At 56.6% G+C, this 23,258-nt stretch carries 20 protein-coding genes and 1 tRNA gene; 12 read left to right on the top strand and 9 right to left on the bottom strand.

The features are described 5' to 3' along the window. Window position 1 precedes the first annotated feature (1 nt). Window positions 2-691, top strand: a complete 690-nt coding sequence (gene trmH / locus QE396_RS16415; RefSeq protein ID WP_014168042.1) for a tRNA (guanosine(18)-2'-O)-methyltransferase TrmH — start codon at window positions 2-4, stop codon at window positions 689-691. A gap of 3 nt (window positions 692-694) precedes the next feature. Further along, window positions 695-2,776, top strand: a complete 2,082-nt coding sequence (gene recG / locus QE396_RS16420; RefSeq protein ID WP_020882696.1) for an ATP-dependent DNA helicase RecG — start codon at window positions 695-697, stop codon at window positions 2,774-2,776. A gap of 2 nt (window positions 2,777-2,778) precedes the next feature. Here recG and gltS read toward each other — a convergent pair whose 3' ends face one another. Beyond that, window positions 2,779-3,981, bottom strand: coding sequence for a sodium/glutamate symporter (gene gltS, locus QE396_RS16425; protein ID WP_014168040.1), 1,203 nt, complete (start codon window positions 3,979-3,981; stop codon window positions 2,779-2,781). Between the two features lie 225 nt (window positions 3,982-4,206). On the opposite strand from gltS, the gene xanP reads away from it, so the two are divergent. Together xanP and QE396_RS16435 are read left to right on the top strand one after the other, a co-directional pair. Further along, window positions 4,207-5,598 carry a xanthine/proton symporter XanP gene (gene xanP, locus QE396_RS16430; protein WP_020882697.1) on the top strand — a complete coding sequence of 464 codons (1,392 nt, stop codon included), beginning with the start codon at window positions 4,207-4,209 and terminating at the stop codon, window positions 5,596-5,598. 119 nt (window positions 5,599-5,717) lie between these two features. Beyond that, window positions 5,718-7,421 (top strand): AsmA family protein, encoded by a 1,704-nt coding sequence (locus tag QE396_RS16435; protein WP_020882698.1) that lies wholly within the window; start codon window positions 5,718-5,720, stop codon window positions 7,419-7,421. A gap of 60 nt (window positions 7,422-7,481) precedes the next feature. On the opposite strand, the gene yicI is transcribed toward QE396_RS16435, so the two are convergent. Further along, window positions 7,482-9,800, bottom strand: a complete 2,319-nt coding sequence (gene yicI / locus QE396_RS16440) for an alpha-xylosidase (RefSeq protein ID WP_020882699.1) — start codon at window positions 9,798-9,800, stop codon at window positions 7,482-7,484. Window positions 9,801-9,812: 12 nt separating this feature from the next. After that, a complete protein-coding gene (locus QE396_RS16445) occupies window positions 9,813-11,204 on the bottom strand; it encodes a glycoside-pentoside-hexuronide family transporter (protein WP_020882700.1) in 1,392 nt (463 codons plus the stop codon). 287 nt (window positions 11,205-11,491) lie between these two features. Here QE396_RS16445 and QE396_RS16450 point away from each other — a divergent pair. Beyond that, window positions 11,492-11,586 (top strand) — tRNA-Sec (locus QE396_RS16450). Between the two features lie 322 nt (window positions 11,587-11,908). Here QE396_RS16450 and QE396_RS16455 read toward each other — a convergent pair. Next, window positions 11,909-12,346 carry a GNAT family N-acetyltransferase gene (locus QE396_RS16455; protein WP_032669531.1) on the bottom strand — a complete coding sequence of 146 codons (438 nt, stop codon included), beginning with the start codon at window positions 12,344-12,346 and terminating at the stop codon, window positions 11,909-11,911. Window positions 12,347-12,408: 62 nt separating this feature from the next. Between QE396_RS16455 and QE396_RS16460 the strand changes: the two genes are divergently transcribed. After that, window positions 12,409-12,564, top strand: coding sequence for a hypothetical protein (locus tag QE396_RS16460; RefSeq protein WP_153852750.1), 156 nt, complete (start codon window positions 12,409-12,411; stop codon window positions 12,562-12,564). Between the two features lie 76 nt (window positions 12,565-12,640). Here QE396_RS16460 and QE396_RS16465 read toward each other — a convergent pair whose 3' ends face one another. Together QE396_RS16465 and QE396_RS16470 are read right to left on the bottom strand one after the other, a co-directional pair. Then, on the bottom strand, window positions 12,641-13,687 hold the full coding sequence (locus QE396_RS16465; RefSeq protein ID WP_020882703.1) for a class I SAM-dependent methyltransferase: 1,047 nt from the start codon (window positions 13,685-13,687) through the stop codon (window positions 12,641-12,643). A 77-nt stretch (window positions 13,688-13,764) separates the two neighbouring features. Next, window positions 13,765-14,289: a lipocalin family protein gene (locus QE396_RS16470; RefSeq protein WP_020882704.1), complete on the bottom strand. Its 525-nt coding sequence runs from the start codon at window positions 14,287-14,289 to the stop codon at window positions 13,765-13,767. A 117-nt stretch (window positions 14,290-14,406) separates the two neighbouring features. On the opposite strand from QE396_RS16470, the gene QE396_RS16475 reads away from it, so the two are divergent. The 4 genes from QE396_RS16475 (at window position 14,407) to QE396_RS16490 (ending at window position 17,941) form a co-directional block, all read left to right on the top strand. Continuing rightward, window positions 14,407-15,132, top strand: coding sequence for a MerR family transcriptional regulator (locus tag QE396_RS16475; RefSeq protein WP_014168030.1), 726 nt, complete (start codon window positions 14,407-14,409; stop codon window positions 15,130-15,132). A 99-nt stretch (window positions 15,133-15,231) separates the two neighbouring features. Further along, window positions 15,232-15,642 (top strand): hydroxyisourate hydrolase, encoded by a 411-nt coding sequence (gene uraH / locus QE396_RS16480; RefSeq protein ID WP_014168029.1) that lies wholly within the window; start codon window positions 15,232-15,234, stop codon window positions 15,640-15,642. A 102-nt stretch (window positions 15,643-15,744) separates the two neighbouring features. Further along, window positions 15,745-16,704: a DUF523 and DUF1722 domain-containing protein gene (locus tag QE396_RS16485; protein WP_020882705.1), complete on the top strand. Its 960-nt coding sequence runs from the start codon at window positions 15,745-15,747 to the stop codon at window positions 16,702-16,704. A gap of 148 nt (window positions 16,705-16,852) precedes the next feature. After that, window positions 16,853-17,941 (top strand): AAA family ATPase, encoded by a 1,089-nt coding sequence (locus QE396_RS16490; RefSeq protein ID WP_020882706.1) that lies wholly within the window; start codon window positions 16,853-16,855, stop codon window positions 17,939-17,941. A 106-nt stretch (window positions 17,942-18,047) separates the two neighbouring features. Here the strand turns inward: QE396_RS16490 and QE396_RS16495 are convergent, their stop codons facing one another. The 3 genes from QE396_RS16495 to QE396_RS16505 all read right to left on the bottom strand — a co-directional run bounded on the left by QE396_RS16495 (window position 18,048) and on the right by QE396_RS16505 (window position 20,789). Then, entirely contained in the window at window positions 18,048-19,001 is a 954-nt protein-coding gene (locus QE396_RS16495; protein WP_020882707.1) for a GlxA family transcriptional regulator, read from the bottom strand. 26 nt (window positions 19,002-19,027) lie between these two features. After that, complete coding sequence (locus tag QE396_RS16500; protein WP_020882708.1) at window positions 19,028-19,807, bottom strand: MBL fold metallo-hydrolase; 780 nt, start codon at window positions 19,805-19,807, stop codon at window positions 19,028-19,030. Between the two features lie 94 nt (window positions 19,808-19,901). Then, window positions 19,902-20,789 (bottom strand): LysR family transcriptional regulator, encoded by an 888-nt coding sequence (locus tag QE396_RS16505; RefSeq protein ID WP_020882709.1) that lies wholly within the window; start codon window positions 20,787-20,789, stop codon window positions 19,902-19,904. A 198-nt stretch (window positions 20,790-20,987) separates the two neighbouring features. On the opposite strand from QE396_RS16505, the gene QE396_RS16510 reads away from it, so the two are divergent. Continuing rightward, the gene (locus tag QE396_RS16510) at window positions 20,988-22,184 is read left to right on the top strand and encodes an MFS transporter (RefSeq protein WP_020882710.1); all 1,197 of its coding nucleotides are present in this window, start codon (window positions 20,988-20,990) and stop codon (window positions 22,182-22,184) included. 2 nt (window positions 22,185-22,186) lie between these two features. After that, entirely contained in the window at window positions 22,187-23,215 is a 1,029-nt protein-coding gene (locus QE396_RS16515; protein WP_020882711.1) for an alpha/beta hydrolase, read from the top strand. The last annotated feature ends 43 nt before the right edge of the window (window positions 23,216-23,258 follow it).

Here is a 23,258-nt window from a genome sequence, read left to right on the forward strand (position 1 = left end):
TATGAATTCAAAACGTTACGAGCGTATCTGCGAAATGCTCGCCAGGCGTCAGCCTGACCTGACGGTCTGCATGGAGCAGGTCCACAAACCTCATAACGTCTCTGCAATTGTCCGTACCGCAGACGCCGTAGGCGTGCATGAAGTGCACGCCGTCTGGCCGGGTGCCCGCATGCGAACCATGGCTTCAACTGCCGCAGGCAGCAACAGCTGGGTGTCCGTCAAAACCCACCAGACTATTGGCGAAGCCGTATCGCACCTGAAAGGTCGCGGTATGCAGGTCCTGGCCACTAACCTGTCCGCAAAAGCCGTCGATTTTCGTGAGATCGACTACACCCGCCCGACCTGTATTTTGATGGGTCAGGAGAAAACCGGGATCACCCAGGAAGCGCTGGATCTGGCGGATCAGGATATCATCATCCCCATGATCGGCATGGTGCAGTCTCTCAATGTCTCCGTGGCCTCTGCGCTCATTCTCTATGAAGCGCAGCGCCAGCGTCAGAACGCGGGCATGTACAAGCGCAGCAACAGCATGCTGCCGGAAGAGGAGCAGCAGCGCCTGCTGTTCGAAGGTGGTTACCCGGTGCTGGCTCGCGTCGCGAAACAGAAAAAACTGCCTTACCCCCACGTCAACGCGCAGGGCGAAATTGAAGCCGATGCCGAGTGGTGGGCCACCATGCAGTACGCAGGATAACCGATGAAAGGCCGTCTGCTGGATGCCATACCGCTCAATAGCCTGACGGGCGTAGGTGCGGCGCAAAGCAGTAAACTGGCAAAAATTGGCCTGCACACCGTGCAGGATCTCCTGCTCCATCTCCCCCTGCGTTATGAAGACCGCACCCAACTCTATAAGATTGGCGATCTGCTGCCTGCCATTTACGCCACCGTTGAAGGCGAAGTACTGAACTGCAATATCACCTTTGGCGGACGCCGGATGATGACCTGTCAGATCAGCGACGGCACCGGCATTCTCACTATGCGCTTTTTCAACTTCAATGCGGCCATGAAAAACAGCCTTGCGACCGGTCGCAGGGTGCTGGCCTATGGTGAAGCCAAACGCGGGAAATATGGCGCAGAGATGATCCACCCGGAGTATCGCGTTCAGGGAGATCTGAGCACGCCGGAGCTGCAGGAGACCCTAACCCCGGTTTATCCGACGACCGAAGGCATCAAGCAGGCAACGCTGCGTAAACTCACTGACCAGGCGCTGGAACTGCTGGATACCTGCGCCATTACCGAGCTACTGCCGCCTGAGCTGGCTCAGGGCATGATGAGTCTGCCCGAGGCGCTGCGCACCCTGCACCGCCCGCCGCCAACCCTGCAGCTTAGCGACCTGGAAAGCGGCAAACACCCCGCTCAACGGCGTCTTATCCTTGAGGAATTACTGGCTCATAACCTGAGCATGCTGGCGGTAAGAGCGGGCGCGCAGCGTTTTCATGCCCAGCCCTTAAGCCCGCGAGATGAACTCAAAGATAAGCTGCTGGCCTCCCTGCCGTTTAAACCTACCGGTGCACAGGCACGCGTCACGGCCGAGATTGAACGCGATATGGCGCTTGATGTGCCCATGATGCGCCTGGTTCAGGGGGATGTGGGTTCCGGTAAAACGCTGGTTGCAGCCCTGGCTGCCCTGCGCGCAATTGCCCACGGCAGGCAGGTGGCGCTAATGGCCCCCACCGAACTGCTGGCTGAACAGCACGCTAATAACTTCCGCGCGTGGTTTGCCCCGCTTGGGATTGAAGTGGGCTGGCTTGCCGGGAAGCAAAAAGGTAAAGCGCGTCAGGCACAACAGGACGCCATTGCCAGCGGTCAGGTACAGATGATTGTCGGCACGCACGCGATTTTCCAGGAGCAGGTACAGTTTAATGGTCTTGCCCTGGTGATTATCGACGAACAACACCGCTTCGGTGTACACCAGCGTCTGGCGCTGTGGGAGAAAGGGTTGCAGCAGGGCTTCCACCCGCATCAGCTGATCATGACTGCCACACCTATCCCGCGCACCCTGGCAATGACCGCCTACGCCGATCTCGATACATCGACCATCGACGAACTGCCGCCGGGCCGTACACCGGTCACCACGGTCGCCATTCCGGACACACGCCGGAGCGATATCATCGACCGCGTGCGCAACGCCTGCACTCACGAAGGCCGTCAGGCCTACTGGGTCTGCACGTTAATTGAAGAGTCTGAACTGCTTGAAGCGCAGGCCGCGGAAGCGACGTGGGAAGAGCTGAAGCTGGCGCTGCCCGAGCTGAACGTGGGTCTGGTTCACGGGCGGATGAAGCCTACTGAGAAACAGGCGGTGATGCAGTCGTTCAAACAGGGTGAACTGCATTTGCTGGTTGCCACAACGGTGATTGAAGTCGGCGTAGACGTCCCCAATTCAAGCCTGATGATCATCGAAAACCCGGAACGTCTTGGCCTTGCGCAACTCCATCAGCTGCGCGGCCGCGTTGGCCGCGGTGCTGTCGCCTCTCACTGCGTGCTGCTCTACAAAGCACCGCTCTCGAAAACCGCACAGATGCGTTTGCAGGTGCTGCGCGACAGTAACGACGGTTTTGTGATTGCACAAAAAGACCTGGAGATCCGCGGCCCAGGCGAACTGCTGGGCACGCGTCAGACGGGTAACGCCGAATTTAAAGTGGCGGATTTACTGCGCGATCAGGCCATGATCCCCGAAGTTCAGCGCCTCGCACGCCATATTCATGAGCGCTACCCCGAACAGGCGGCAGCGTTAATTGAGCGCTGGATGCCGGAAACCGAACGCTATTCTAACGCCTGATCTCAGGCAAACATCGGCAGCATCAGGTAAAGCTTGATCACCAGCGCGTTGACGATATCAATGAAGAACGCCCCGACCATCGGGACCACCAGAAACGCCATATGCGAAGGCCCAAAACGTTCGGTGATCGCCTGCATGTTGGCGATAGCCGTTGGCGTTGCCCCCAGACCAAACCCACAATGCCCGGCCGCCAGCACTGCTGCATCGTAGTTTTTGCCCATCATGCGCCAGGTTACAAACATGGCGTAGAACGCCATAAACAGCGCCTGAACGGCCAGAATAGCCACCATCGGCAGCGCCAGTGAGGCCAGCTCCCAGAGCTTGAGGCTCATCAGGGCCATCGCCAGGAACAGCGACAGGCAGACGTTACCAAGCACCGATACGGCACGTTCAAATACGCGGTAGAAGCCCATCAGCGCCAGACCGTTACTCAGCAGCACCCCAACAAACAGCACGCACACAAACGTCGGGAGCTCGAACGCTGAACCTGCCAGCCATTGCGCAACCACTTTGCCCACCGTCAGACAGATGGCAATCATCGCGATAGTTTCAATCAACACCAGCGAAGTGATGGTGCGTCCGACGTCGGGTTTTTCAAAGGCAGTGGGCACCAGCTCATCGTCCGGTCTTCCGTCTGGCGTACCAGAGTGCTTCACCAGATACCGCGCCACCGGCCCGCCGATCAGGCCGCCCAGCACCAGACCGAAGGTGGCGCAGGCCATCGCCACTTCGGTGGCGTTTTCAAAGCCGTAGCGCTCAGTAAACAGCTTGCTCCACGCCGCCCCGGTACCGTGGCCACCAGAGAGGGTGATTGATCCGGCCAGCAGCCCCATCAGCGGATCCAGCCCCAGCAGCGTGGCCATCCCGATACCAATGGCGTTTTGCATCACTAGCAGCCCTACCACCACGATCAGAAATACGCCGAGCACTTTGCCACCCGTCCGCAGGCTCGCCAGGTTGGCATTCAGGCCAATGGTGGCAAAGAAGGCCAGCATCAGCGGATCTTTCAGGGACATATCAAAATCAATTTCCCAGCCCATGCTTTTCTTCAGCACCAGCAGGGCCAGCGCCACCAGCAGTCCGCCGGCAACAGGTTCAGGAATGGTGTATTTCTTCAGAAGGGAAACGCTGTGTACGAGCTTACGGCCAAGCAGTAAGACCAGCGTTGCGGCAACAAGGGTCGACAACGTATCGAGATGAATCATAAAAGGCTCCTGTTATGCGCGTGTTCCATACACACGCGGCGTTATCCTGGGCCGGCTTGCGCTCGTCATGAGCCGCCGGCGCAAAAAGTGTAATTTTTTTTCCCCATGGGTTGTAGAAAACCTGCTCACAGCGGCAGATTTTCTTGTCTTTTTTTGTTGGCAATCGTTTGCTTTTACCAGGTGGTCAGATAAAATGCCCGCTTTTCCACCGTGGGATTGCCGCCGATGTCCGTTAACACCCTTGAGTCTTCCGATGCGCAACCGATTGCGCAGAAGCAAAATAGCGAACTGATTTACCGCCTTGAAGACCGTCCGCCTCTTCCTCAGACGCTCTTTGCCGCCTGCCAACACCTGCTGGCTATGTTCGTTGCGGTGATCACCCCGGCGCTGCTCATCTGCCAGGCGCTTGGTTTACCGGCTCAGGATACACAGCACATCATCAGTATGTCCCTCTTTGCCTCCGGCGTGGCGTCCATTATTCAAATTAAAGCGTGGGGCCCGGTGGGGTCTGGATTGTTGTCGATCCAGGGCACCAGTTTTAACTTTGTCGCACCGCTGATCATGGGCGGTACAGCCCTCAAAACCGGCGGCGCGGATGTTCCGACCATGATGGCGGCGCTGTTTGGCACGCTGATGCTGGCCAGCTGCACCGAGATGGTGATCTCCCGGGTACTGCACCTGGCGCGTCGCGTGATCACGCCGCTGGTATCCGGCGTGGTGGTGATGATCATTGGCCTGTCGCTGATTCAGGTTGGCCTGACCTCCATCGGTGGCGGTTATGCGGCAATGAGCGACCACACTTTTGGTGCACCGAAAAACCTGCTGCTGGCCGGCGTGGTGCTGGCAATCATTATTCTGCTTAACCGTCAGCGTAACCCGTATCTGCGTGTGGCATCGCTGGTGATCGCCATGGCGGCCGGTTATCTGCTGGCCTGGGCGCTGGGTATGCTGCCGGAGAACACCCCGCAGACCAACAGTGCGCTGATCACCATTCCAACGCCGCTGTACTACGGCCTGGGCATTGACTGGGGTCTGCTGTTGCCGCTGATGCTGGTCTTTATGATCACCTCGCTGGAGACGATTGGCGATATCACCGCCACGTCTGATGTCTCCGAGCAGCCGGTCTCCGGCCCGCTGTATATGAAACGCCTGAAAGGCGGCGTGCTGGCGAACGGCCTGAACTCGTTTGTCTCTGCGGTCTTCAACACCTTCCCGAACTCCTGCTTCGGCCAGAACAACGGCGTGATCCAGCTGACTGGCGTTGCCAGCCGCTACGTTGGTTTTGTGGTGGCACTGATGCTGATCGTCCTCGGCCTGTTCCCGGCGGTAAGCGGTTTTGTGCAGCATATACCTGAACCGGTGCTGGGCGGCGCAACGCTGGTGATGTTCGGGACCATCGCGGCTTCCGGTGTACGTATCGTCTCTCGCGAACCGCTGAACCGCCGCGCCATCATGATCATTGCCCTGTCGCTGGCCGTGGGTCTGGGTGTTTCACAGCAACCGCTGATCCTGCAGTTTGCCCCGGACTGGGTGAAAAACCTGCTCTCTTCCGGCATTGCGGCAGGCGGTATCACCGCGATTGTTCTGAACCTCGTTTTCCCGCCTGAGAAAAATTGATCGCCCTCACGGCAGGCTGTCAACGCCTGCCGTGACATCTCTTTACACCATTCCCGCCTTGAGCATTGCGCATAAATCGTGCATAACTCCCTTATGTGCGTTTCGCGGGATGGAAGACCATGAAATTTATTGGAAAGGTACTCGTCTATCTTCTGGTGGCCCTGCTCATTGTGGTGCTGGCGCTCTATATTCTGCTCCAGACCCGCTGGGGAGCATCTCAGGCCAGCAACTGGATAACGGTGAATACCGATTACGAACTCAATTTCGACCTGATGGATCACCGCTTTTCGTCACCTTCCCACATCATTCTGGAAAACGTCACGTTTGGCCGCGACGGTAAACCCGCCACGCTGGTGGCCAGGAAAGTCGATATTGGTCTGAGTAGCCGACAGGTCACCGATCCGCTGCACATGGACACCATTACCCTGTTCGATGGCACGCTTAATCTTTCTCCTCAGACGGCACCGCTCCCGTTCCAGGCGGACCGTTTGCAGTTGAACAACATGGCCTTTAACAGCCCCAATACGGAATGGGATCTTAGCGCACAGAAAGTGACGGGCGGCGTCAGCCCGTGGCAGCCAGAAGCAGGCAATGTGCTGGGTAAAAACGCACAGATCCAGGTGAGCGCAGGCTCGCTTACCCTGAATGGCGTGCCGGCCACCAACGTGCTGATCCAGGGACAACTCAACGGCAAAGAGGTGGTGCTGAACACCATTGGTGCCGATATGGCGCGCGGTTCGCTCACCGGGTCCGCCCTGCGCAACGCTGACGGCAGCTGGATTATCGACACCATGCGTCTGAATGAGATCCGCCTGCAAAGCGATAAGTCACTGGTGGATTTCTTCGCGCCTCTGACCACCATTCCCTCGCTGCAGATTGGCCGTCTGGAAGTGACTGACGCACGCCTGCAGGGGCCGGACTGGGCGGTGACCGATCTCGATTTAAGCCTGCGCAACCTGACACTCAGCAAAGGCGACTGGCAAAGTCAGGAGGGGCGTTTGTCCATGAACGCCAGCGAGTTTATTTATGGCTCTCTGCATCTGTTCGACCCGATCATGAATGCGGAGTTCTCCCCGCAAGGCGTGGCGCTGCGCCAGTTTACCTCCCGCTGGGAGGGCGGCATGGTACGTGCTTCCGGCAACTGGCTGCGCGAGGGTAACGCGCTGGTGCTGGACGATGTCGCCATCGCCGGGCTGGAATACACCCTGCCACAGAACTGGAAAACGCTGTGGATGGAGCCGTTACCGGAATGGCTTAACAGCCTGACGCTGAAAAAATTCGGCCTGAGCCGCAACCTGGTTATCGATATCGACCCGGCCTTCCCGTGGCAAATCACCTCTCTTGATGGCTATGGTGCGAACCTGCAGCTGGCGAAAGATCGCCAGTGGGGCGTATGGGGTGGCAGTGCAACGCTGAACGGCGCGGCGGCGACCTTTAACCGCGTGGACGTGCGTCGTCCGTCGCTGGCGCTGAACGCTAACGCCTCAACGGTAAACATTACCGACCTGAGTGCTTTCACCGAAAAAGGCATTCTGGAAGCCACGGCGACGGTTTCACAGCTTCCGCCACGGCAGACCACAATCAGCCTGAACGGACGCGGCGTGCCGCTCAACGTGCTGCAGGCGTGGGGCTGGCCGGCGCTACCCATTGGCGGTGATGGCAATATCCAGCTAACCGCCAGCGGCAGCGTGCAGGCCAACGCACCGCTGAAACCGACGGTTAACGGGAAACTGAACGCGGTAAATATGGATAAACAGCAGGTGCAACAGACGATGACGGGGGGAGAGGTGTCGACACTATCCTCGCCCCAGCCCTCTCCCTGAAAGGAAGAAGAAGCAAACCCTTCCCTCCCCCCGTTGGGGAGAGGGTTAGGGTGAGGAAAATTAAAGGTGTACCACCACCTCATTACCCTCCGCTTTCACCACCACGCCCCACTCGCTCCCGGCCTCTGAGCCGCCTTTTACACCACTCAGTTTCTGCACGTTGCGCAAGCAGACCGACCAGGTTCGCGCGTCACCTGTGCCGGTAATGGTCACGGTGTCGCCGCTGCGTGTGGCTTTCAGCGTAAATGTCACAGAACCGTCCGCCGCAGGCACTTCGCTCACCGCCATCGAGCCATCACCCAGGTTAAACAGCTGGAAAGCTGTCCCTTCGTTCCAGGCGTAGTCCGGTTTCTGTTGATTGTTGCCCAACGCCAGCAGGGTGTTATCGCGCACATAGACCGGCAGGCTGCGGAAATCATGCTGCTGTTTATGCCAGCGGCTCCCCTCGATTTCATCGTTATGCCAGAGATGGGTCCAGCGCCCTTCCGGCAGGTAAAACTGCACGTCACCGGCCTCAGAAAACACCGGGGCTACCATCACCGACTCCCCCAGCATGTACTGACGGTCGAGGTAATCGCATGCCGGATCGTCCGGGAACTCCAGCATCATCGCCCGCAGCATCGGTGTGCCATACTCGCGAGCCAGGGCACCCTGGCGATAGAGATACGGCATCATCTGACATTTCAGCTGAGTGAAGTGACGCACCACATCACAGGACTCATCATCGTACGCCCACGGTACGCGGTAAGATTTGCTGCCATGCAGGCGGCTGTGGCTGGATAAGAGCCCAAACGCGCACCAGCGTTTGTAGACGTGTGCCGGCGCGGTGTTCTCAAATCCACCGATGTCATGGCTCCAGAAGCCAAAGCCGGACAGACCAATCGACAGCCCGCCGCGCAGGCTTTCCGCCATCGACTCGTAGTTGGCGTAACAGTCTCCACCCCAGTGCACCGGGAACTGTTGCGCACCTACCGACGCCGAGCGGGCAAACAGCACCGCCTCATCCGCGCCCACCGTTTCTTTCAGTACGTTCCACACCAGTTCGTTATAAAGGTATGCGTAGTGGTTGTGCATCTTCTGCGGATCGGAACCGTCAAACCACTGGACGTCCGTCGGGATGCGCTCGCCAAAGTCGGTCTTAAAGCAGTCGACGCCAATATCCACCAGGCCTTTCAGCTTGTCGGCATACCACCGGCACGCGTCCGGGTTAGTGAAGTCATAAATCGCCAGGCCCGGCTGCCATTTGTCCCACTGCCACAGGGAACCGTCCGGGCGCTTGAGCAGGTAGCCCTTCTCTTTCAGTTCGCGAAATACCGGCGACTTCTGGCCGATGTACGGGTTAATCCACACGCAAACCTTCAGCCCTTTCTCCTTCAGGCGGCGGATCATCCCCTGCGGATCCGGGAAAGTCACCGGGTCCCACTCAAAATCACACCACTGGAAGGCCTTCATCCAGAAGCAGTCGAAGTGGAAGACATGCAGCGGCAGATCGCGCTCCGCCATGCCATCAATAAAGCTGTTCACCGTGGCTTCATCGTAGTTAGTGGTAAACGAAGTCGTGAGCCACAGGCCGAAGGACCATGCCGGGGGCAGTGCCGGACGCCCGGTGAAGCGCGTATAACGGTTCAGGACCTCTTTTGGCGTCGGGCCGTCGATCACGAAGTACTCCAGATACTCCCCTTCGACGCTGAACTGCACTTTGGAGACTTTCTCCGAACCCACTTCGAACGAGACGTTTTCCGGGTGATTCACCAGCACGCCGTAGCCGCGGTTGGTCAGATAGAACGGGATATTTTTGTATGACTGCTCGGTACTGGTGCCGCCGTCGCGGTTCCAGGTCTCGACCGTCTGGCCGTTGCGCACCAGGGCGGTAAAGCGCTCGCCCAGACCGTAGACCGTTTCACCTACGCCCAGATCCAGACGCTCAAAAACATAATTACGATCGGTACGGGTATCCTGCACGTAACCGTTGTTTTTCAGCTGACTGCCGGTAATACGCTGTCCGTTGCGCAGAAAATCCAGCGCCCAGCACTCGCCTTTGGTGACGCGCACGCTAAGGTGACCGCTTTTCAGCTCAGCAAATTCGGCATTGTTTTCAATCTCAACGTTCACCTCTTTGATGACATTCAAAGGATAGTGCGGACCGTTGTTCAGCGCGCCCTGGAAGTGCTCGATGCGCACGCCAACAATCCCTTCCTCCGGGGAGAAAAGACGGACGGTGAACATCAGGGTATCAAGCTGCCAGGTACGTTCTCGTACATCACGCGGCGCCACGTACACCACAAGGTCATTGCCCTGCTGCTCTACATCGAACACCTGAACCGGGCAGGTGACGTTCAGGCCCGGTTGAATGAGCCAGTTTCCATCACTGATTTTCATACTCTCGTCCTCTTAGTTCTGTAATTCTTTACTGACCGGCAGGTTGTCAAACTCCTGCTGATTGCGGCGCGCGCCGTGTGCCAGCTCGCTCATGATTTTGGTCAGGAAGGGCGTTTTCAGGGTGTAGTAGCGTTTGGCGATGATGGCGCTCAGCACGTAGCAGACCGCCGGGGCCAGGGTGAACAGGCCGATAATGATGCTGATGGTCGCGCTGTTCTGGGTTTTAGCTGCGGCGTCATAACCCCCCCCTGCCAGCATCCAGCCGATCATCGCCCCGCCCAGCGCCAGGCCGAGTTTCAGCACAAACAGCGTGCCCGCGAAGCTGATGCCGGTAAGACGCTTGCCGTTGGTCCATTCGCCGTAGTCGACGGTATCGGACATCATGACCCACTGGATCGGCGTCACCAGCTGATGCAACACCCCAATCACAAAGATGAAGGTGAACATCACCACCGTGGCATGCATGGGAACGAAGAACATCGCCACGCTGACCACCGCCAGGGCGGCGTTGGTCCACCAGAAGATGCTGACCTTGCATTTCCAGTCGGTGAGCGGTTTCGCCAGCGCAGAGCCAATCAGGTTGCCGACACAGTAGGTGGTGAGGAACGCGACAAAGATTTCCGGCGAGCCCATGATCCAGGTGCAGTAGTACATCATCGCGCCGCCACGCACGCAGACGGCGAGGATATTGAGAATGGTCAGCACACCAACAATACGCCACTGGTCGTTGTGCCAGATATCTCGCAGGTCTTCGCGCATGGAGGTGGTGCTCGGCGGCACCTGGATGCGCTCTTTGGTGGTGAAGAAGCAGAACGCCAGCATCAGGAACGCGACCACCGACAGCACGGCGATCCCGCCCTGGAAACCGAACGCTTTGTCATCGCCACCAATCAGGTTAACCAGCGGCATCATCAGTACCGTCGAGAGCATGCCGCCCGCAGTCGCCAGCACAAAGCGCCAGGACTGCAGGGAAATACGCTGCGTCGGATCGTTGGTGATCACACCGCCCAGCGCGCAATAAGGGATGTTAACCACGGTATAGAGCAGCGTCAGCAGCGTGTAGGTAATGGCGGCATAGATCATTTTGCCGTTGAGGCTGAGGTCCGGCGTGGTGTAGGCCAGCACGCAGACAATGCCGAACGGGATAGCTCCGAACAGTATCCACGGCCGGAATTTACCCCAGCGGCTGCGGGTGCGGTCAGCGATCAGGCCCATGCACGGGTCCGAAATCGCATCCAGCGCACGTGCCAGCAGGAACATCGTGCCGACAAACCCGGCAGGAATGCCGAAGATATCGGTATAGAAAAACATCATGTACAACATAACGTTATCGAAAATGATGTGGCTGGCGGCGTCACCCATGCCGTAACCAATCTTCTCTTTTACTGACAATACGTCGCTCATTTTTTTATCCTTCACGCTGTAGGGGGCGCTGAGACCGGTTACAGATTTTTAAACCATTGTTTCAGGAGCGGGTATTGCGTTTTCTGGTTAGCTGGTTACGTTTCTTGTTTTTTGTGATCGCGGTAAATATTGACGAGCACGAAATGCTAACCTGAGGATTTTCTTAGGAATTAACTGAAACAGGGGTGTTAAGGTCAAAAGAGAGGTGAAAAAAGTGTGCCGGGGTATGTGGTAAATGCCTGAAAGTAGCTATAATGCGCCCCGCCTCCATGTAGCAATGCAGGCGCGGAAGATCGTCATCTCCGGTGAGGTGGCTGGACTTCAAATCCAGTTGGGGACGCCAGCGTTCCCGGGCAGGTTCGACTCCTGTGATCTTCCGCCAAAATTCTTTGAAGAGATTATTCTCATATTTGTTCCACCATTAAACCCAAATAATAATTAAATCTATTCACTAAAATTTTTTATGTGACTCTTCTGCTTTTCAGTAATTCTTAAGTCATCCTTTTTAGTTTTCTCACCCACAAATATTCAGGCATTAAACTTTACCCATGTGTTTTAACTAATTAATTACGTTGATATTGATTTGTTCGGTTATATTACGGATATCATAATAGCCAAACTTTAATCGTAAGGTATAATTCCTGAACGGCAAAACGCGTTTCATTTCATATCTAACGAGTAGGATATCTGCGTTAAGTTAGCATTCACTCACCCAACCGCATATGCAACAACGGAAACGCATTCCCCTGTCCGTCGCGTTCTGAGCGCCCGACCTGCACAAACCCCATATGCTGATAAAACGCAACGCCCTGCGGGTTTTGCTCGTTTACATCCACTTCATTCGCACCAAAATGCGCAATGGCATAGTTCAGCAGCAATTTCCCTACGCCTTTTCCCCGGCTCGCATCATCCACAAACAGCATTTCAATGCGGTTTTCATCGACGCCTAAAAAGCCATGAATAACACCCGCTTCATCGCGGGCAATCATAACCTTGAGATTGGGCAGATAGGCATTGAGCAATAACGGGCGCAGGGTCGCAATATCACTTTCCTGCAAAAAATGGTGGGTGGCACGAACGGAAGACTCCCAGACTGTGACGAGACGTTCGAAGTGTGAGGGGTGTGCGGTTTCGATTTTCATGAGGGGGATCATTATAGAGCGCAGCGATTAAATCAAGTATCCAGAAGCATGGAGGCAATAAAATGAAGACCTTAAATGAAGTAATAAACTCTCGAACCTGTGAAAGTCGAGAGCGTATCAAGGAAATGGCCCGGAAGTTGGTTCAGGAGACTGGTCAACAGATAGAGCATGAAAAGCAAGAATCCCCAACAGACATTGAGAATAAAGAAACCAGCTAATCCTTCATGGTAGTTGTTCGGGTAAACCGAACAACTGAGGAACGGTAAATATTCTAGCGCCCTGTCCCCCCTCACCCTAGCCCTCTCCCTCAGGGAGAGGGAACTGACCGTGCGGTTTGTTATCCCCCACCTTAATCTCCATCACTGCATATACCCCGTCTTTCGGGACCACCACGGTGACATTTTCCACCGGCACGCCTGCCGCGATATGAATATCCTGCAGCTGCCGGAGCGTCCGCGGGTAAATATCCTCCCAGCCGATACAGCGCAAAATAAAATCGATTTGTGGGCTGCTGGCCAGCATATTCGAGACAATCACCGCCCCGCCGGGCTTTATCAGCCGCAGCGCACGCTGGAGAAAAATCACCGCATCGGCATCGTTGAAATAGTCGAAAATCCCGAGTGCATCCACCAGTTCGGCCTGATGCTCGCCCAGCTCATGCAGTAAATCTTCGTTACGCACCAGCGTATGGAGCAAGTTGCGCCTGAGCAGGGTCAGCTGTTCACCCACGATAATGCCTTCCTGCGCCGCCATGGTTTCGGCCCAACTGAGCGCCACAGGGTCTTTATCCACCAGCGTCAGATACACCTGCTGGCCGTCGAGCTTCGCCTCGCGCAGCGCCTCCAGCACGGGGATTGCAGCCCCGCTTGCCAGGCTCACCCAATTGTTATCGTTCCCGTTGCGGATGTATTTATCCACCATCGCAGCCAGTACTTTTGCACGGGAGCGCACACCAATGGCATCGTTCGCATGGATAAACCACTGGCGGCTGTCGCTGTCCATTCGGGTTCCGTCTGGCAGGCGCTCCTCCAGCGGGTTTTGCACCACAAAAAGCGCCAGCGCGGAGGGAACCAGCCGGGTACGCCACGCGGTGAGCGCCGGACGATTGCGGTAGGCTTGCCCGGAATAACGGTTCTGTGGGACAAGCACGGCCTGTCCCCCCTCTTCGTATTCAATCAACGGAGGACGAAGCGCCGGGTCGGCTTTCAGCGCCCGGTTAATCGAATTGATCTCACGGGCAGTGTCGTCTTTCATCGGCCACTGGTCGCTAATATCCGGAAATGACGCACTGAAAATGGTCATATTTTCCGGTGCGTCGCCGCGAAAAGGCTGCCAGTTCATGTCGTCGTCTCCCGTTGAGCTTTTAACGGAAGTCTATCCAGGCGAGCCAGTAAAACCCTACGAAGAAAGCACGATCTTCACTGCTTAACCCACACCAGCTGATCAACCTTGAAGCCCAGACTGCGTGCGGTATTCAGGTAGTCCTGTTTCACGGCATCCGGAATCGTCGGCGTACGAGACAGGATCCACAGATAGTCGCGGTTCGGCCCGCTCACCAGCGCATACTGGTACTTATCGTCCAGCTTGATCACGTTATAGCCGCCGTAGAAGGGGCCGAAGAACGACACCTTCAGCGCTGCCGTCGTCGGTTCGCCGGTAAAGTACGCTTTGCCTTCACTCTCATTCCACTTGTTTTTGACCGGGTCGAAACCCCGGTTAAGCACGCTGATGCCACCGTCGCTGCGCTCGCCATAGGTGGCGGTCACCTGCTCCAGACCCCGTTCGAAGCGGTTTTCCAGGCGGGCAACTTCATACCACTTGCCGAGATAGCGGCTGGCTTCAAAATTTGAAATGGGCTTTACGCCTTTCGGTGGCGTAGGGGATTTGCAGGCCACCAGAGTCAGGGCAATGGCGACACCCGTCACAACAGGCCATAGTTTCATGAGAATTCCTTTCATTTGCACGGTTGGAAGTAAAGTGTAGTGCACCGTTACGGCGCTTCATCCCGTGAGGGAAAATTCGTAGTATATTGAGAGTATTCCTCCACTCTGGACACGGACATGGCTTACTCCATCGGCGAATTCGCCAGACTCAGCGGGATCACCGCCACGACGCTGCGGGCATGGCAGCGTCGCTATGGTTTACTCAAGCCACAGCGCACGGAGGGCGGCCATCGCCAGTACAGTGATGAGGACGTCCAGCAGGCACTGAAAATCCTCGACTGGGTGAAAAAAGGCGTGCCCATCGGCCAGGTCAAACCGCTACTGGAACGCCCCGTCCCGCGCCGGACCAACAACTGGCAAACGTTGCTTGAGACCATGCTGCAACGCCTGCAGGACGGGAAAATTGAATCCCTGCGCCAGATGATTTACGACGCCGGCCGCGAATACCCCAGGCCAGAGCTGGTTGCAAATGTGCTGCGTCCGTTGCGCAGCCAGATGTCAGCCAACATCCCTGCCGCCATGACCCTGCGCGAGATCCTCGACGGCATTATCATCGCCTACGCCTCGTTCTGCCTTGAGGGCGACAAAAAAGCGCCGGGTGATAACATCCTGCTTAGTGGCTGGTACCTGAATGACCCGTGTGAAATCTGGCTCGAGGCCCTGACGCGTACCGGACAAGGACACCGTATCGATATTTTGCCTACTCCCTCCACGTCATTGGCGCCTGAGATTTTCCCCGAGCGCAAATGGCTTCTGGTGACCAGCGGTAAACTGACCGCCGCCCGGAAAAAGCAGGTGGCGCAGTGGCAGCAGCAGGTATCCCTTGAAGTGATTATCCTCTGATTATTTTCTCCTGCGGTAAACTTCACGAAAAGTTGAATATTTTTCCGTCCCGCAAATGCTAACGTTTTCCTGTGACTGACAACCCCACAGGAAAACACAATGAAAAAAACAACCCCTCTGCTGATGCTGGCCGCCATGGCCTTTACCCCTGCCGCGTTTAGCGCCCCTGCCGGCACCCTGAGCGTACATATTCTCGACCAGCAAACCGGGATGCCGCCATCTGACGTTACCGTCACGCTGGAGAAGCAGCAGCAGAACACATGGACCCAGATTGCCAGCGGCAAAACCGACCACGACGGACGTATCAAATCACTCTATCCGCAGGATCAAGACATGCAGCCAGGCGTGTATAAAGTGACCTTTAAAACCGCTGATTACTTCCACGGCAAAAAGCTGGACACCTTCTTCCCGGAGATCCCAGTGCTATTTACCGTGACCCGAACCAACGAGAAACTTCACATCCCGCTTCTGCTGAGCCAGTATGGCTACTCGACCTACAAGGGCAGTTAAGAAACATTGATTTTAAAGGATAATAAAAAATAACTCCGCCAATACTTGGACAAATTACTCATGTTGTGTAAGTTTTAGATATACGAACTGGAGACACACACCATGACAATGAAACCTGTAATCGGTATTAGCGGATGTTTGACCGGTTCCGCCGTTCGCTTCGACGGCGGACATAAGCGTATGGGCTTTGTCATGGACGAACTGGCCCAGTGGGTGAATTTCAGGCCCGTCTGCCCTGAGATGGCCATCGGCTTGCCGACGCCACGCCCTGCACTGCGTCTTATCGTGACGGACAGCGGTGAAACCCAGATGCGTTTTAGCCACGCCCCGCACGAAGACGTTACGCAAAAGATGGCTGACTTTACGGCAGATTATCTGCCTAAAATCGGCGATCTGGCGGGATTTATCGTCTGTGCAAAATCCCCCAGCTGCGGCATGGAACGCGTGCGGCTGTATGATGAAAACGGCAACCGGGGCCGCAAGGAGGGTGTCGGGCTGTTCACTGCCACCCTCCTTGAAACCCTGCCGTGGTTACCCGTGGAAGAAGATGGCCGCCTGCACGATCCGGTGTTGCGGGAAAACTTTGTTGAGCGTGTTTTCGCGCTTCATGAACTGAACACACTGCGCGCCCAGGGTCTGACGCGCCGTGCGCTATTGGACTTCCACAGCCGCTACAAACTTCAGCTGCTGGCGCACCATCAGGCGGGTTATCGTGAAATCGGCCCGTTCGTTGCCACGCTGCACGAGTGGGAAGATCTGGACGCCTTCTTTGTGGCGTACCGCGAAAAGCTGATGACCATCCTGAAGAAACCGGCCTCGCGGAAAAATCACACCAACGTGCTGATGCATATTCAGGGGTATTTCCGTAACCAGCTCAACAGCCGTCAGCGCGGCGAACTTCGCGACGTGATCCTGCACTACCGTAACGGGCAATTGCCCATCCTCGCGCCGATCACGCTGCTGAAGCACTACCTGGCCGAATACCCTGACCGGTATCTGATGACGCAAAACTACTTTGATCCCTATCCTGATGATTTGGGTCTGCGTCTGGCAGTCAAGTGATTATAAAAATGCGAAGGCCCCATTGACCCTCAGAGGCCCAAAGCAGTACCCCGTTTAGACGACACCCTCACTGTCGTCTCTTTTTTTGCATTTAACCTTAAAGACTGTAATTATATACAGGCCTACAGTGCAAAAAAGGAGCCTGCCTGTGATCAAAAGCCTGCACATCCAAAACTACCGCTCGATTCGCGACATGTCGCTGGAGCTGGAAGCGCTCAATATCGTCTTCGGCCCGAACGGTACCGGGAAATCGAATATCTACAAGGCGATACACCTGATGCACAGCGCGGCGCAGGGGCAGTTCTCCCAGGCGCTGGCAAATGAAGGCGGTATTCTGAAGGTGTTCTGGGCAGGTAAGACCCGTAGCGACCAGCTCCGGCGGATGAACCTCGCGGTGGAAACGGACACTTACGAGTACGAGCTGCAGGTGGGCTTTGTCGAGCAACTGCCCTATCCCTCCCAGTTTCAGCTCGATCCGGTCATTAAAGAAGAGTCCATCTGGCTTACCGGTCAGCGCCGTCGCCCTTCATCACAGCTGATGAAGCGCAGGAATCAGGCGGTATTTCTCAACAACGTGCACCACGAAAAAGTGACTCACAGCGGCACGCTGTATGAAAACGAATCGGTGTTCGGGCAGCTCGGTGAACCGCATCTCTACCCGGAAGTGTCGCAAATGCGCGAGTCCCTGCGTAACTGGCGCTTTTATCATGAATTTTCCGTCTCGTCCGGCTCGGCGATGCGTGCCCCGCAGGTCGGTTTCCGCTCCCCGGTACTGGCCAGCGACGGCGCCAACCTGGCGGCCGCATTTCAGACCATTGTCGAGATTGGCGATGAAATGTTGCTGATGCGCATTCTCGACCAGGCCTTCCCCGGCTGCGAGTTTTACAGCGACAACACCGGCGGCCGCTTTCGCATGATGATGCAGCGCGAGGGGCTGAGCAGGCCGCTGGAACCGGCGGAGTTTTCCGACGGCACGCTGCGCTTCCTGTGCCTGGCGGTAGCGCTGTTAAGCCCGCGCCCACCGGCCTTTATCGCGTTGAACGAACCGGAAAATAGCCTGCACCCGCAGATGCTGCCCGCGCTGGCGAGCTTAATCGCCGAGGCCAGCCGCTACTCGCAGATCTGGCTCACCAGCCACTCGCCGGAGCTGGCGAAGTTGATTGAGAAGCAGCGGTCGTTTTCGCTGTATCAGCTGTCTATGGTTGAGGGGGAGACGCGGGTGGAGAGGCTGGGGTAAGCCCGGTGCGAAAGCATGCGCTGCCACCGCCTGCGTGATACCTTCCGTTAAGATAAAATATAAAGGCCTTTATTTGCCTCTTAACTCTTGAGTTAGCAGTAATAAATTAATGACGAAGCCGAAAAGTCTTACGCCACTCTGCCGGACTCACGCCAAAACGCGCCTTAAATTGCTGGCGCCAGGTCACAGCAGAGTTAAACCCTACCAGCTCTGCCACGCTTTCAATGGGCATATTCCCGGCTTCTAACAGTATCTGGCTGCGCCGCAGGCGCTCGGTGGTCAGCCAGTCGGCCACGCTCATTCCGGTGGCTTTTACAAAATGGCGGGTAAGCGTGCGGCGGCTCATCGATACCACCTCTGCCAGCGAGTCCAGATTATGCGGTTCGGTAATGTGCTGCTGGAGATAGTCAATCAGGGAGTTGATTCGTCCGTCACGGGTATCTTTTGGTACCGGCTGGGCAATAAACTGTGCCTGCCCCCCCTCGCGGTGTGGCGGCACGATCATACGGCGGGCAATCTGGTTGGCGACCACGCTGCCAAAGCGCTGGCGGATGATGTACAGGCAGCAGTCAAGCGCGGCAGCGGTACCCGCAGAGGTGATGATATTGCCGTCATCGACGTAGAGCGCATTGATATCCAGCTTTACGTCCGGGAAAAGCGTCTGAAACTGATGTTCAAACTCCCAGTGCGTGGCCGCGCGTTTACCGTCGAGAATGCCCGCATAACCCAGCACAAACGACCCCAGACAAAGCCCGACGATCTCCGCCCCGTTGTCTCTGGCCTGGACCAGGCTGTCGAGAAGCGTCTGGGGCGGGCGTTGCTGGACATGCTGCCAGTAAGGCACCACGACGATATCTGCCTGGCCGATGGCGGAGAAATCGTGAGTCGCGTTAAGCGCAAACCCGTCTTTGGATGTCAGTAATCCGGGTTTTTCGGCGCAGATCAACACACTAAAGCGCTTTTCGCTGGATACCGTATCACCAAACAAAATGCAGGGAACGGAGTAGTGGAACGGGCTGAACCCGTCTACCGCAACAATCGCGACGTTGATTAGCGCCATGTGTCTCTCCTTTCCCCTGGTGATGCTCAGAATATAACGGTTTCACCATCCTCGGGAATGCTCACCGCATCACCAATCAGGTTCGCGTCAACGTACTCACGCAGCGCATGGCGGGTCAACAGACAGTGGTTGATGGCCTCCATATGGGTCGCCACAATTTTCGCCTGCGGCAGCAGGAAGTGGACGTTGAGCACATCTTCCTGGCCCATGATAATCGGCCCAAACCCGATGACGTGAGCATAGCCCGCGTTAAGCACCACCACATCCGGCTGATGCTTTTGCAGATCGGCTGCCACTTCATTACGCCAGATGGTATCCCCGACAATGTAGAGCGTCTTCTCATCAGGATGACGTAAAACCACGCCACAGGCTTCACCCAGCCGTTCCGCCAGCTCCGGCACGGCGTAAGCACGATCGGTACCGTGCTGGCCGCCGCGGGTTTTCACGATCCGGATATCGCCAAACGCCGTCTCCTCGGTCATTACCGTCAGGTGGGTAAATCCCTGGCTGCGCAGCAGCGCGGCGTCGCTGTCGTTCTGCACAAAGACAGGTTTATCTTTGCCGATCAGTTCCACTGCGGCGCGATCCCAGTGATCGTCATGGGTATGGGTGACGATCACCGCATCCGCCTCCAGCAACGTGTTGACGTCAACGGGTAGCTCAACCATCGGGTTGCGGATCTCCGCATGCGCCGTGCCGGGGAAGCCCGGATAAGCGCCCTTCGGGGCCAGCATTGGGTCGATTAAAAAGCGTTTCCCGGCGTAGGTAATCAGCTGAGTGGCATTACGAATCTGGGTGATGTTCATGGGTATTCTCCTCATAGTGTGAAGAGGAGAATAGCCCGATGCCGCGCGTAACAATGTGGGCCACAGGGCGATGATCGATGAAATCGGGTCAACGTTATCGCATCCGCAACGCATCCACCACCAGCGAAAAGGCCGGCGACGGCTGCTTTCGGCTCGGGTAGTAGAGATAATACCCCGGGAAGGGCAGACACCAGGGTTCCAGCACGCGGATTAACCGGCCTTCAGCAATATGATCGCCAAACTCGTCTTCGGGCAGGAAAGCAATCCCGAATCCCGCCAGGGCAGCTTCGACAATATGCCAGGAAGTATTAAAGGTCAGCTGGCCATTCACGCGCACGTTCAGATCGCCACCGTCCTGATCAAAATCCCAGACGTAAATCCCGCCGGATTTAATCATCCTCTGGTTAATACACTGGTGCTGCGTCAGCTCATGCGGCGTTTGCGGAACAGGATGACGGGCGAAGTAGTCCGGCGAGGCGACCGCGGCCATACGCAACTGCGGGCCTATCGGCAACGCGATCATGTCTTTATCGATGGTATCTCCCATACGAACGCCCGCATCGAAGCGGTCGGCAACGATATCGCGAAAACCGTGATTGGCATCGAACTCGATGTGAATGTCGGGGTATTGCCGCAAAAGTGGCGTCAACTTAGGTAACAGAGTGCGCGATAACACATCGGGTCCACAGGTGATCCTCACCGTGCCGGCGGGCTTGTCGCGAAGCTCCGTCAACATGTCCAGCTCTGCTTCGATCTCATCGAAACGGTTGCCAATGGCGTTGAGCAAGCGTTCGCCGGCTGCGGTGGGGGAAACGCTGCGGGTGGTGCGGGTCAGCAGGCGGATCTGCATCCGGTTCTCCAGCCCGGTTATGGCCTGGCTTAACGCGGGCTGGGTCACGCCCAACTGTGCCGCAGCACGGGTAAAACTGCCCTCACGCGCCACGGTGACAAAAGCAAAAAGATCGTTCAGGTTACGCTTCATCACACCCTCATTTATAAGCCATACTTATAAGCTCATTAAGCATTGATTAGCTAGTCAGAATACACCCGCCGTGTAAAATTTTCACTGTGACCTGACGTCAACCACATTCCAACCTTTCATCTGCATGCGTTATTCCCGTGAATAGCGCCCGGCCCCGGCTTGTCCGAATCTGGCCGAACGAATAACAAGGTAAACACGATGTCCGCTATGGTGAACGAAACATCAGCGCGCCAGTCCCGTGCCTGCTGGAGCGGCGTGCTGGCAATGACCCTCTGCGCTTTTACGCTGGTCGCCTCAGAATTTATGCCTGTAAGTCTGCTGACGCCCGTCTCGCGGGATCTCGCCGTCAGTGAAGGCCTGGCGGGTCTCGGGATCGCGATATCCGGCGCGCTGGCCGTATTGACCAGCCTGTTTCTCTCTTCTCTTGCGGGAGGCATTAACCGCAAATCGCTGCTGCTGGGCCTGACGGCGTTGATGGCCGTCTCCGGTCTGATTATCGCCGTGGCTGAGAGCTATCCCCTTTATATGCTGGGACGCGCACTGCTTGGCGTGGCCATTGGCGGCTTCTGGTCGCTCTCCGCGGCGACCGCAATTCGCCTTGTGCCACCGCATCAGGTTCAACGTGCGCTCGCCATTTTTAACGGTGGCAACGCCCTGGCGACCGTCGTTGCGGCTCCGCTCGGCAGCTGGCTGGGGGCGACAATCGGCTGGCGCGGTGCCTTTTACTGTCTGGTGCCCGTGAGCCTGCTCGCGTTTATCTGGCAGTGGTTCAGCCTGCCTTCCATGTCCGTGGAAAAGCGCACCGCGTCGTCCACCAGCGCCTTCGGCCTGCTGAAAAACCCTCTGGTGGCAAAAGGAATGGTCGCGTGCGGCGTCTTTTTCATGGGGCAGTTCGCGCTGTTTACCTATGTGCGTCCGTTCCTGGAAACCGTGACTTTCGCCAGCGCGACGCAGTTATCGTTAATCCTGCTGGTGATTGGCGTGGCGGGTTTTATCGGTACCCTGCTGATCGGCACGTTTCTGCGCCGCGGATTTTACACCACGCTGGTCGCCATTCCCGTGGTGATGGCGCTGATTGCCGCAGCACTGATGGCCTTCGGCCATCACCTTGCCGCCGTCACCGCCCTGCTCGGCCTCTGGGGACTGGTCGCGACGGCCGCCCCCGTTGGCTGGTGGACCTGGGTTGCCAGAACGCTTCCTGAAAATGCCGAGGCGGGGGGCGGACTGATGGTGGCAATGGTGCAGCTCTCCATTGCGCTCGGCTCCACGCTCGGTGGCCTGGCCTTTGACCACAGCGGCTGGCAAAGCACCTTTGCACTCAGCGGTGTACTGCTTATCGCCGCTGCCATGTTCACGTTTTACACCTCACACAACGACACACTTTACAGGAGTTAATCATGAGAAGATTCACCATGGCGCTCGGGCTGTTAGTCAGCGCCTTCGCCGCCAGCGCTGCCGATATGTCCCGGGGCGCAGATAATTTCTACAAAAGCGATAAGGTTACGCAGCAGAAGGTGACCTTTAAAAACCAGTATCAGATGAACGTCGTCGGCAATCTGTATAGGCCAAAAGAGGCGGATAAAAACGCCAGACTGCCGGCGATCGTGGTCGGCCATCCGATGGGCGCGGTGAAAGAGCAAAGCGCCAGTCTCTATGCGCAAAAGCTCGCGGAACAGGGCTTTGTCACCCTGGCGATTGATCTCTCATTCTGGGGGGAAAGCGAAGGTAAACCGGGGCATCTGATCTCACCAGAAATCTATTCCGATGATTTCAGCGCGGCCGTGGATTATCTGAGCACTCAGTCTTTTGTCGATCCACAGCGCATCGGTGCGCTGGGCATTTGCGGCAGCGGCAGCTTCGTTATTAGCGCGGCGAAAATTGACCCGCGCATGAAAGCGATCGCCACCGTCAGCATGTATGACATGGGCTCCGCCTTCCGCAACGGTCTCAACCATTCCGTGACGGTTGAACAGCGTAAAGCGATGATTGCCTCTGCCGCTGAGCAGCGTCTGAAAGAATATCAGGGTGCAGAGACAGCCTACATTCCCGGGACGGTAAATAAGCTGGATGATTCTACGCCGGCTATCCAGCGTGAGTTCTTCGATTTCTATCGCACCGAACGCGGCGGGTACACGCCACAGGGCGAGGAAGAGGCGCTGACGACGAAACCGATGATGAGCAGCATCGGTAAGTTTATGAACTTCTATCCGTTCAACGATATCGAAACCATTTCACCGCGTCCGATGCTGTTTATCACGGGTGATAAAGCGCATTCGAAAGAGTTTAGCGAAGACGCCTATAAACGCGCCGGTGAACCGAAAGAGCTGTATATCGTGCCGAATGCAGGCCACGTTGACCTGTATGACCGCACGGATCTGATCCCGTTTGCAAAACTGGCCTCGTTCTTTAAAGCCAACCTGAAATAACCCGGTAAGGCGTATAACACCCTGTTATACGCCTTTGTCCTGA

Origin of the sequence: Enterobacter sp. SORGH_AS_0287, from assembly GCF_031453695.1 — a bacterium.
GTDB classification, from domain to species: Bacteria; Pseudomonadota; Gammaproteobacteria; order Enterobacterales; family Enterobacteriaceae; genus Enterobacter; species Enterobacter ludwigii.

Bases quoted from the DNA above. Each gene is read 5' to 3' on its own strand.
- trmH (WP_014168042.1), top strand. From the start codon at position 2: ATGAATTCAAAACGTTACGAGCGTATCTGCGAAATGCTCGCCAGGCGT.
- recG (WP_020882696.1), top strand. From the start codon at position 695: ATGAAAGGCCGTCTGCTGGATGCCATACCGCTCAATAGCCTGACGGGC.
- gltS (WP_014168040.1), bottom strand. From the start codon at position 3,981: ATGATTCATCTCGATACGTTGTCGACCCTTGTTGCCGCAACGCTGGTC.
- xanP (WP_020882697.1), top strand. From the start codon at position 4,207: ATGTCCGTTAACACCCTTGAGTCTTCCGATGCGCAACCGATTGCGCAG.
- QE396_RS16435 (WP_020882698.1), top strand. From the start codon at position 5,718: ATGAAATTTATTGGAAAGGTACTCGTCTATCTTCTGGTGGCCCTGCTC.
- yicI (WP_020882699.1), bottom strand. From the start codon at position 9,800: ATGAAAATCAGTGATGGAAACTGGCTCATTCAACCGGGCCTGAACGTC.
- QE396_RS16445 (WP_020882700.1), bottom strand. From the start codon at position 11,204: ATGAGCGACGTATTGTCAGTAAAAGAGAAGATTGGTTACGGCATGGGT.
- QE396_RS16455 (WP_032669531.1), bottom strand. From the start codon at position 12,346: ATGAAAATCGAAACCGCACACCCCTCACACTTCGAACGTCTCGTCACA.
- QE396_RS16460 (WP_153852750.1), top strand. From the start codon at position 12,409: ATGAAGACCTTAAATGAAGTAATAAACTCTCGAACCTGTGAAAGTCGA.
- QE396_RS16465 (WP_020882703.1), bottom strand. From the start codon at position 13,687: ATGAACTGGCAGCCTTTTCGCGGCGACGCACCGGAAAATATGACCATT.
- QE396_RS16470 (WP_020882704.1), bottom strand. From the start codon at position 14,289: ATGAAACTATGGCCTGTTGTGACGGGTGTCGCCATTGCCCTGACTCTG.
- QE396_RS16475 (WP_014168030.1), top strand. From the start codon at position 14,407: ATGGCTTACTCCATCGGCGAATTCGCCAGACTCAGCGGGATCACCGCC.
- uraH (WP_014168029.1), top strand. From the start codon at position 15,232: ATGAAAAAAACAACCCCTCTGCTGATGCTGGCCGCCATGGCCTTTACC.
- QE396_RS16485 (WP_020882705.1), top strand. From the start codon at position 15,745: ATGACAATGAAACCTGTAATCGGTATTAGCGGATGTTTGACCGGTTCC.
- QE396_RS16495 (WP_020882707.1), bottom strand. From the start codon at position 19,001: ATGGCGCTAATCAACGTCGCGATTGTTGCGGTAGACGGGTTCAGCCCG.
- QE396_RS16500 (WP_020882708.1), bottom strand. From the start codon at position 19,807: ATGAACATCACCCAGATTCGTAATGCCACTCAGCTGATTACCTACGCC.
- QE396_RS16505 (WP_020882709.1), bottom strand. From the start codon at position 20,789: ATGAAGCGTAACCTGAACGATCTTTTTGCTTTTGTCACCGTGGCGCGT.
- QE396_RS16510 (WP_020882710.1), top strand. From the start codon at position 20,988: ATGTCCGCTATGGTGAACGAAACATCAGCGCGCCAGTCCCGTGCCTGC.
- QE396_RS16515 (WP_020882711.1), top strand. From the start codon at position 22,187: ATGAGAAGATTCACCATGGCGCTCGGGCTGTTAGTCAGCGCCTTCGCC.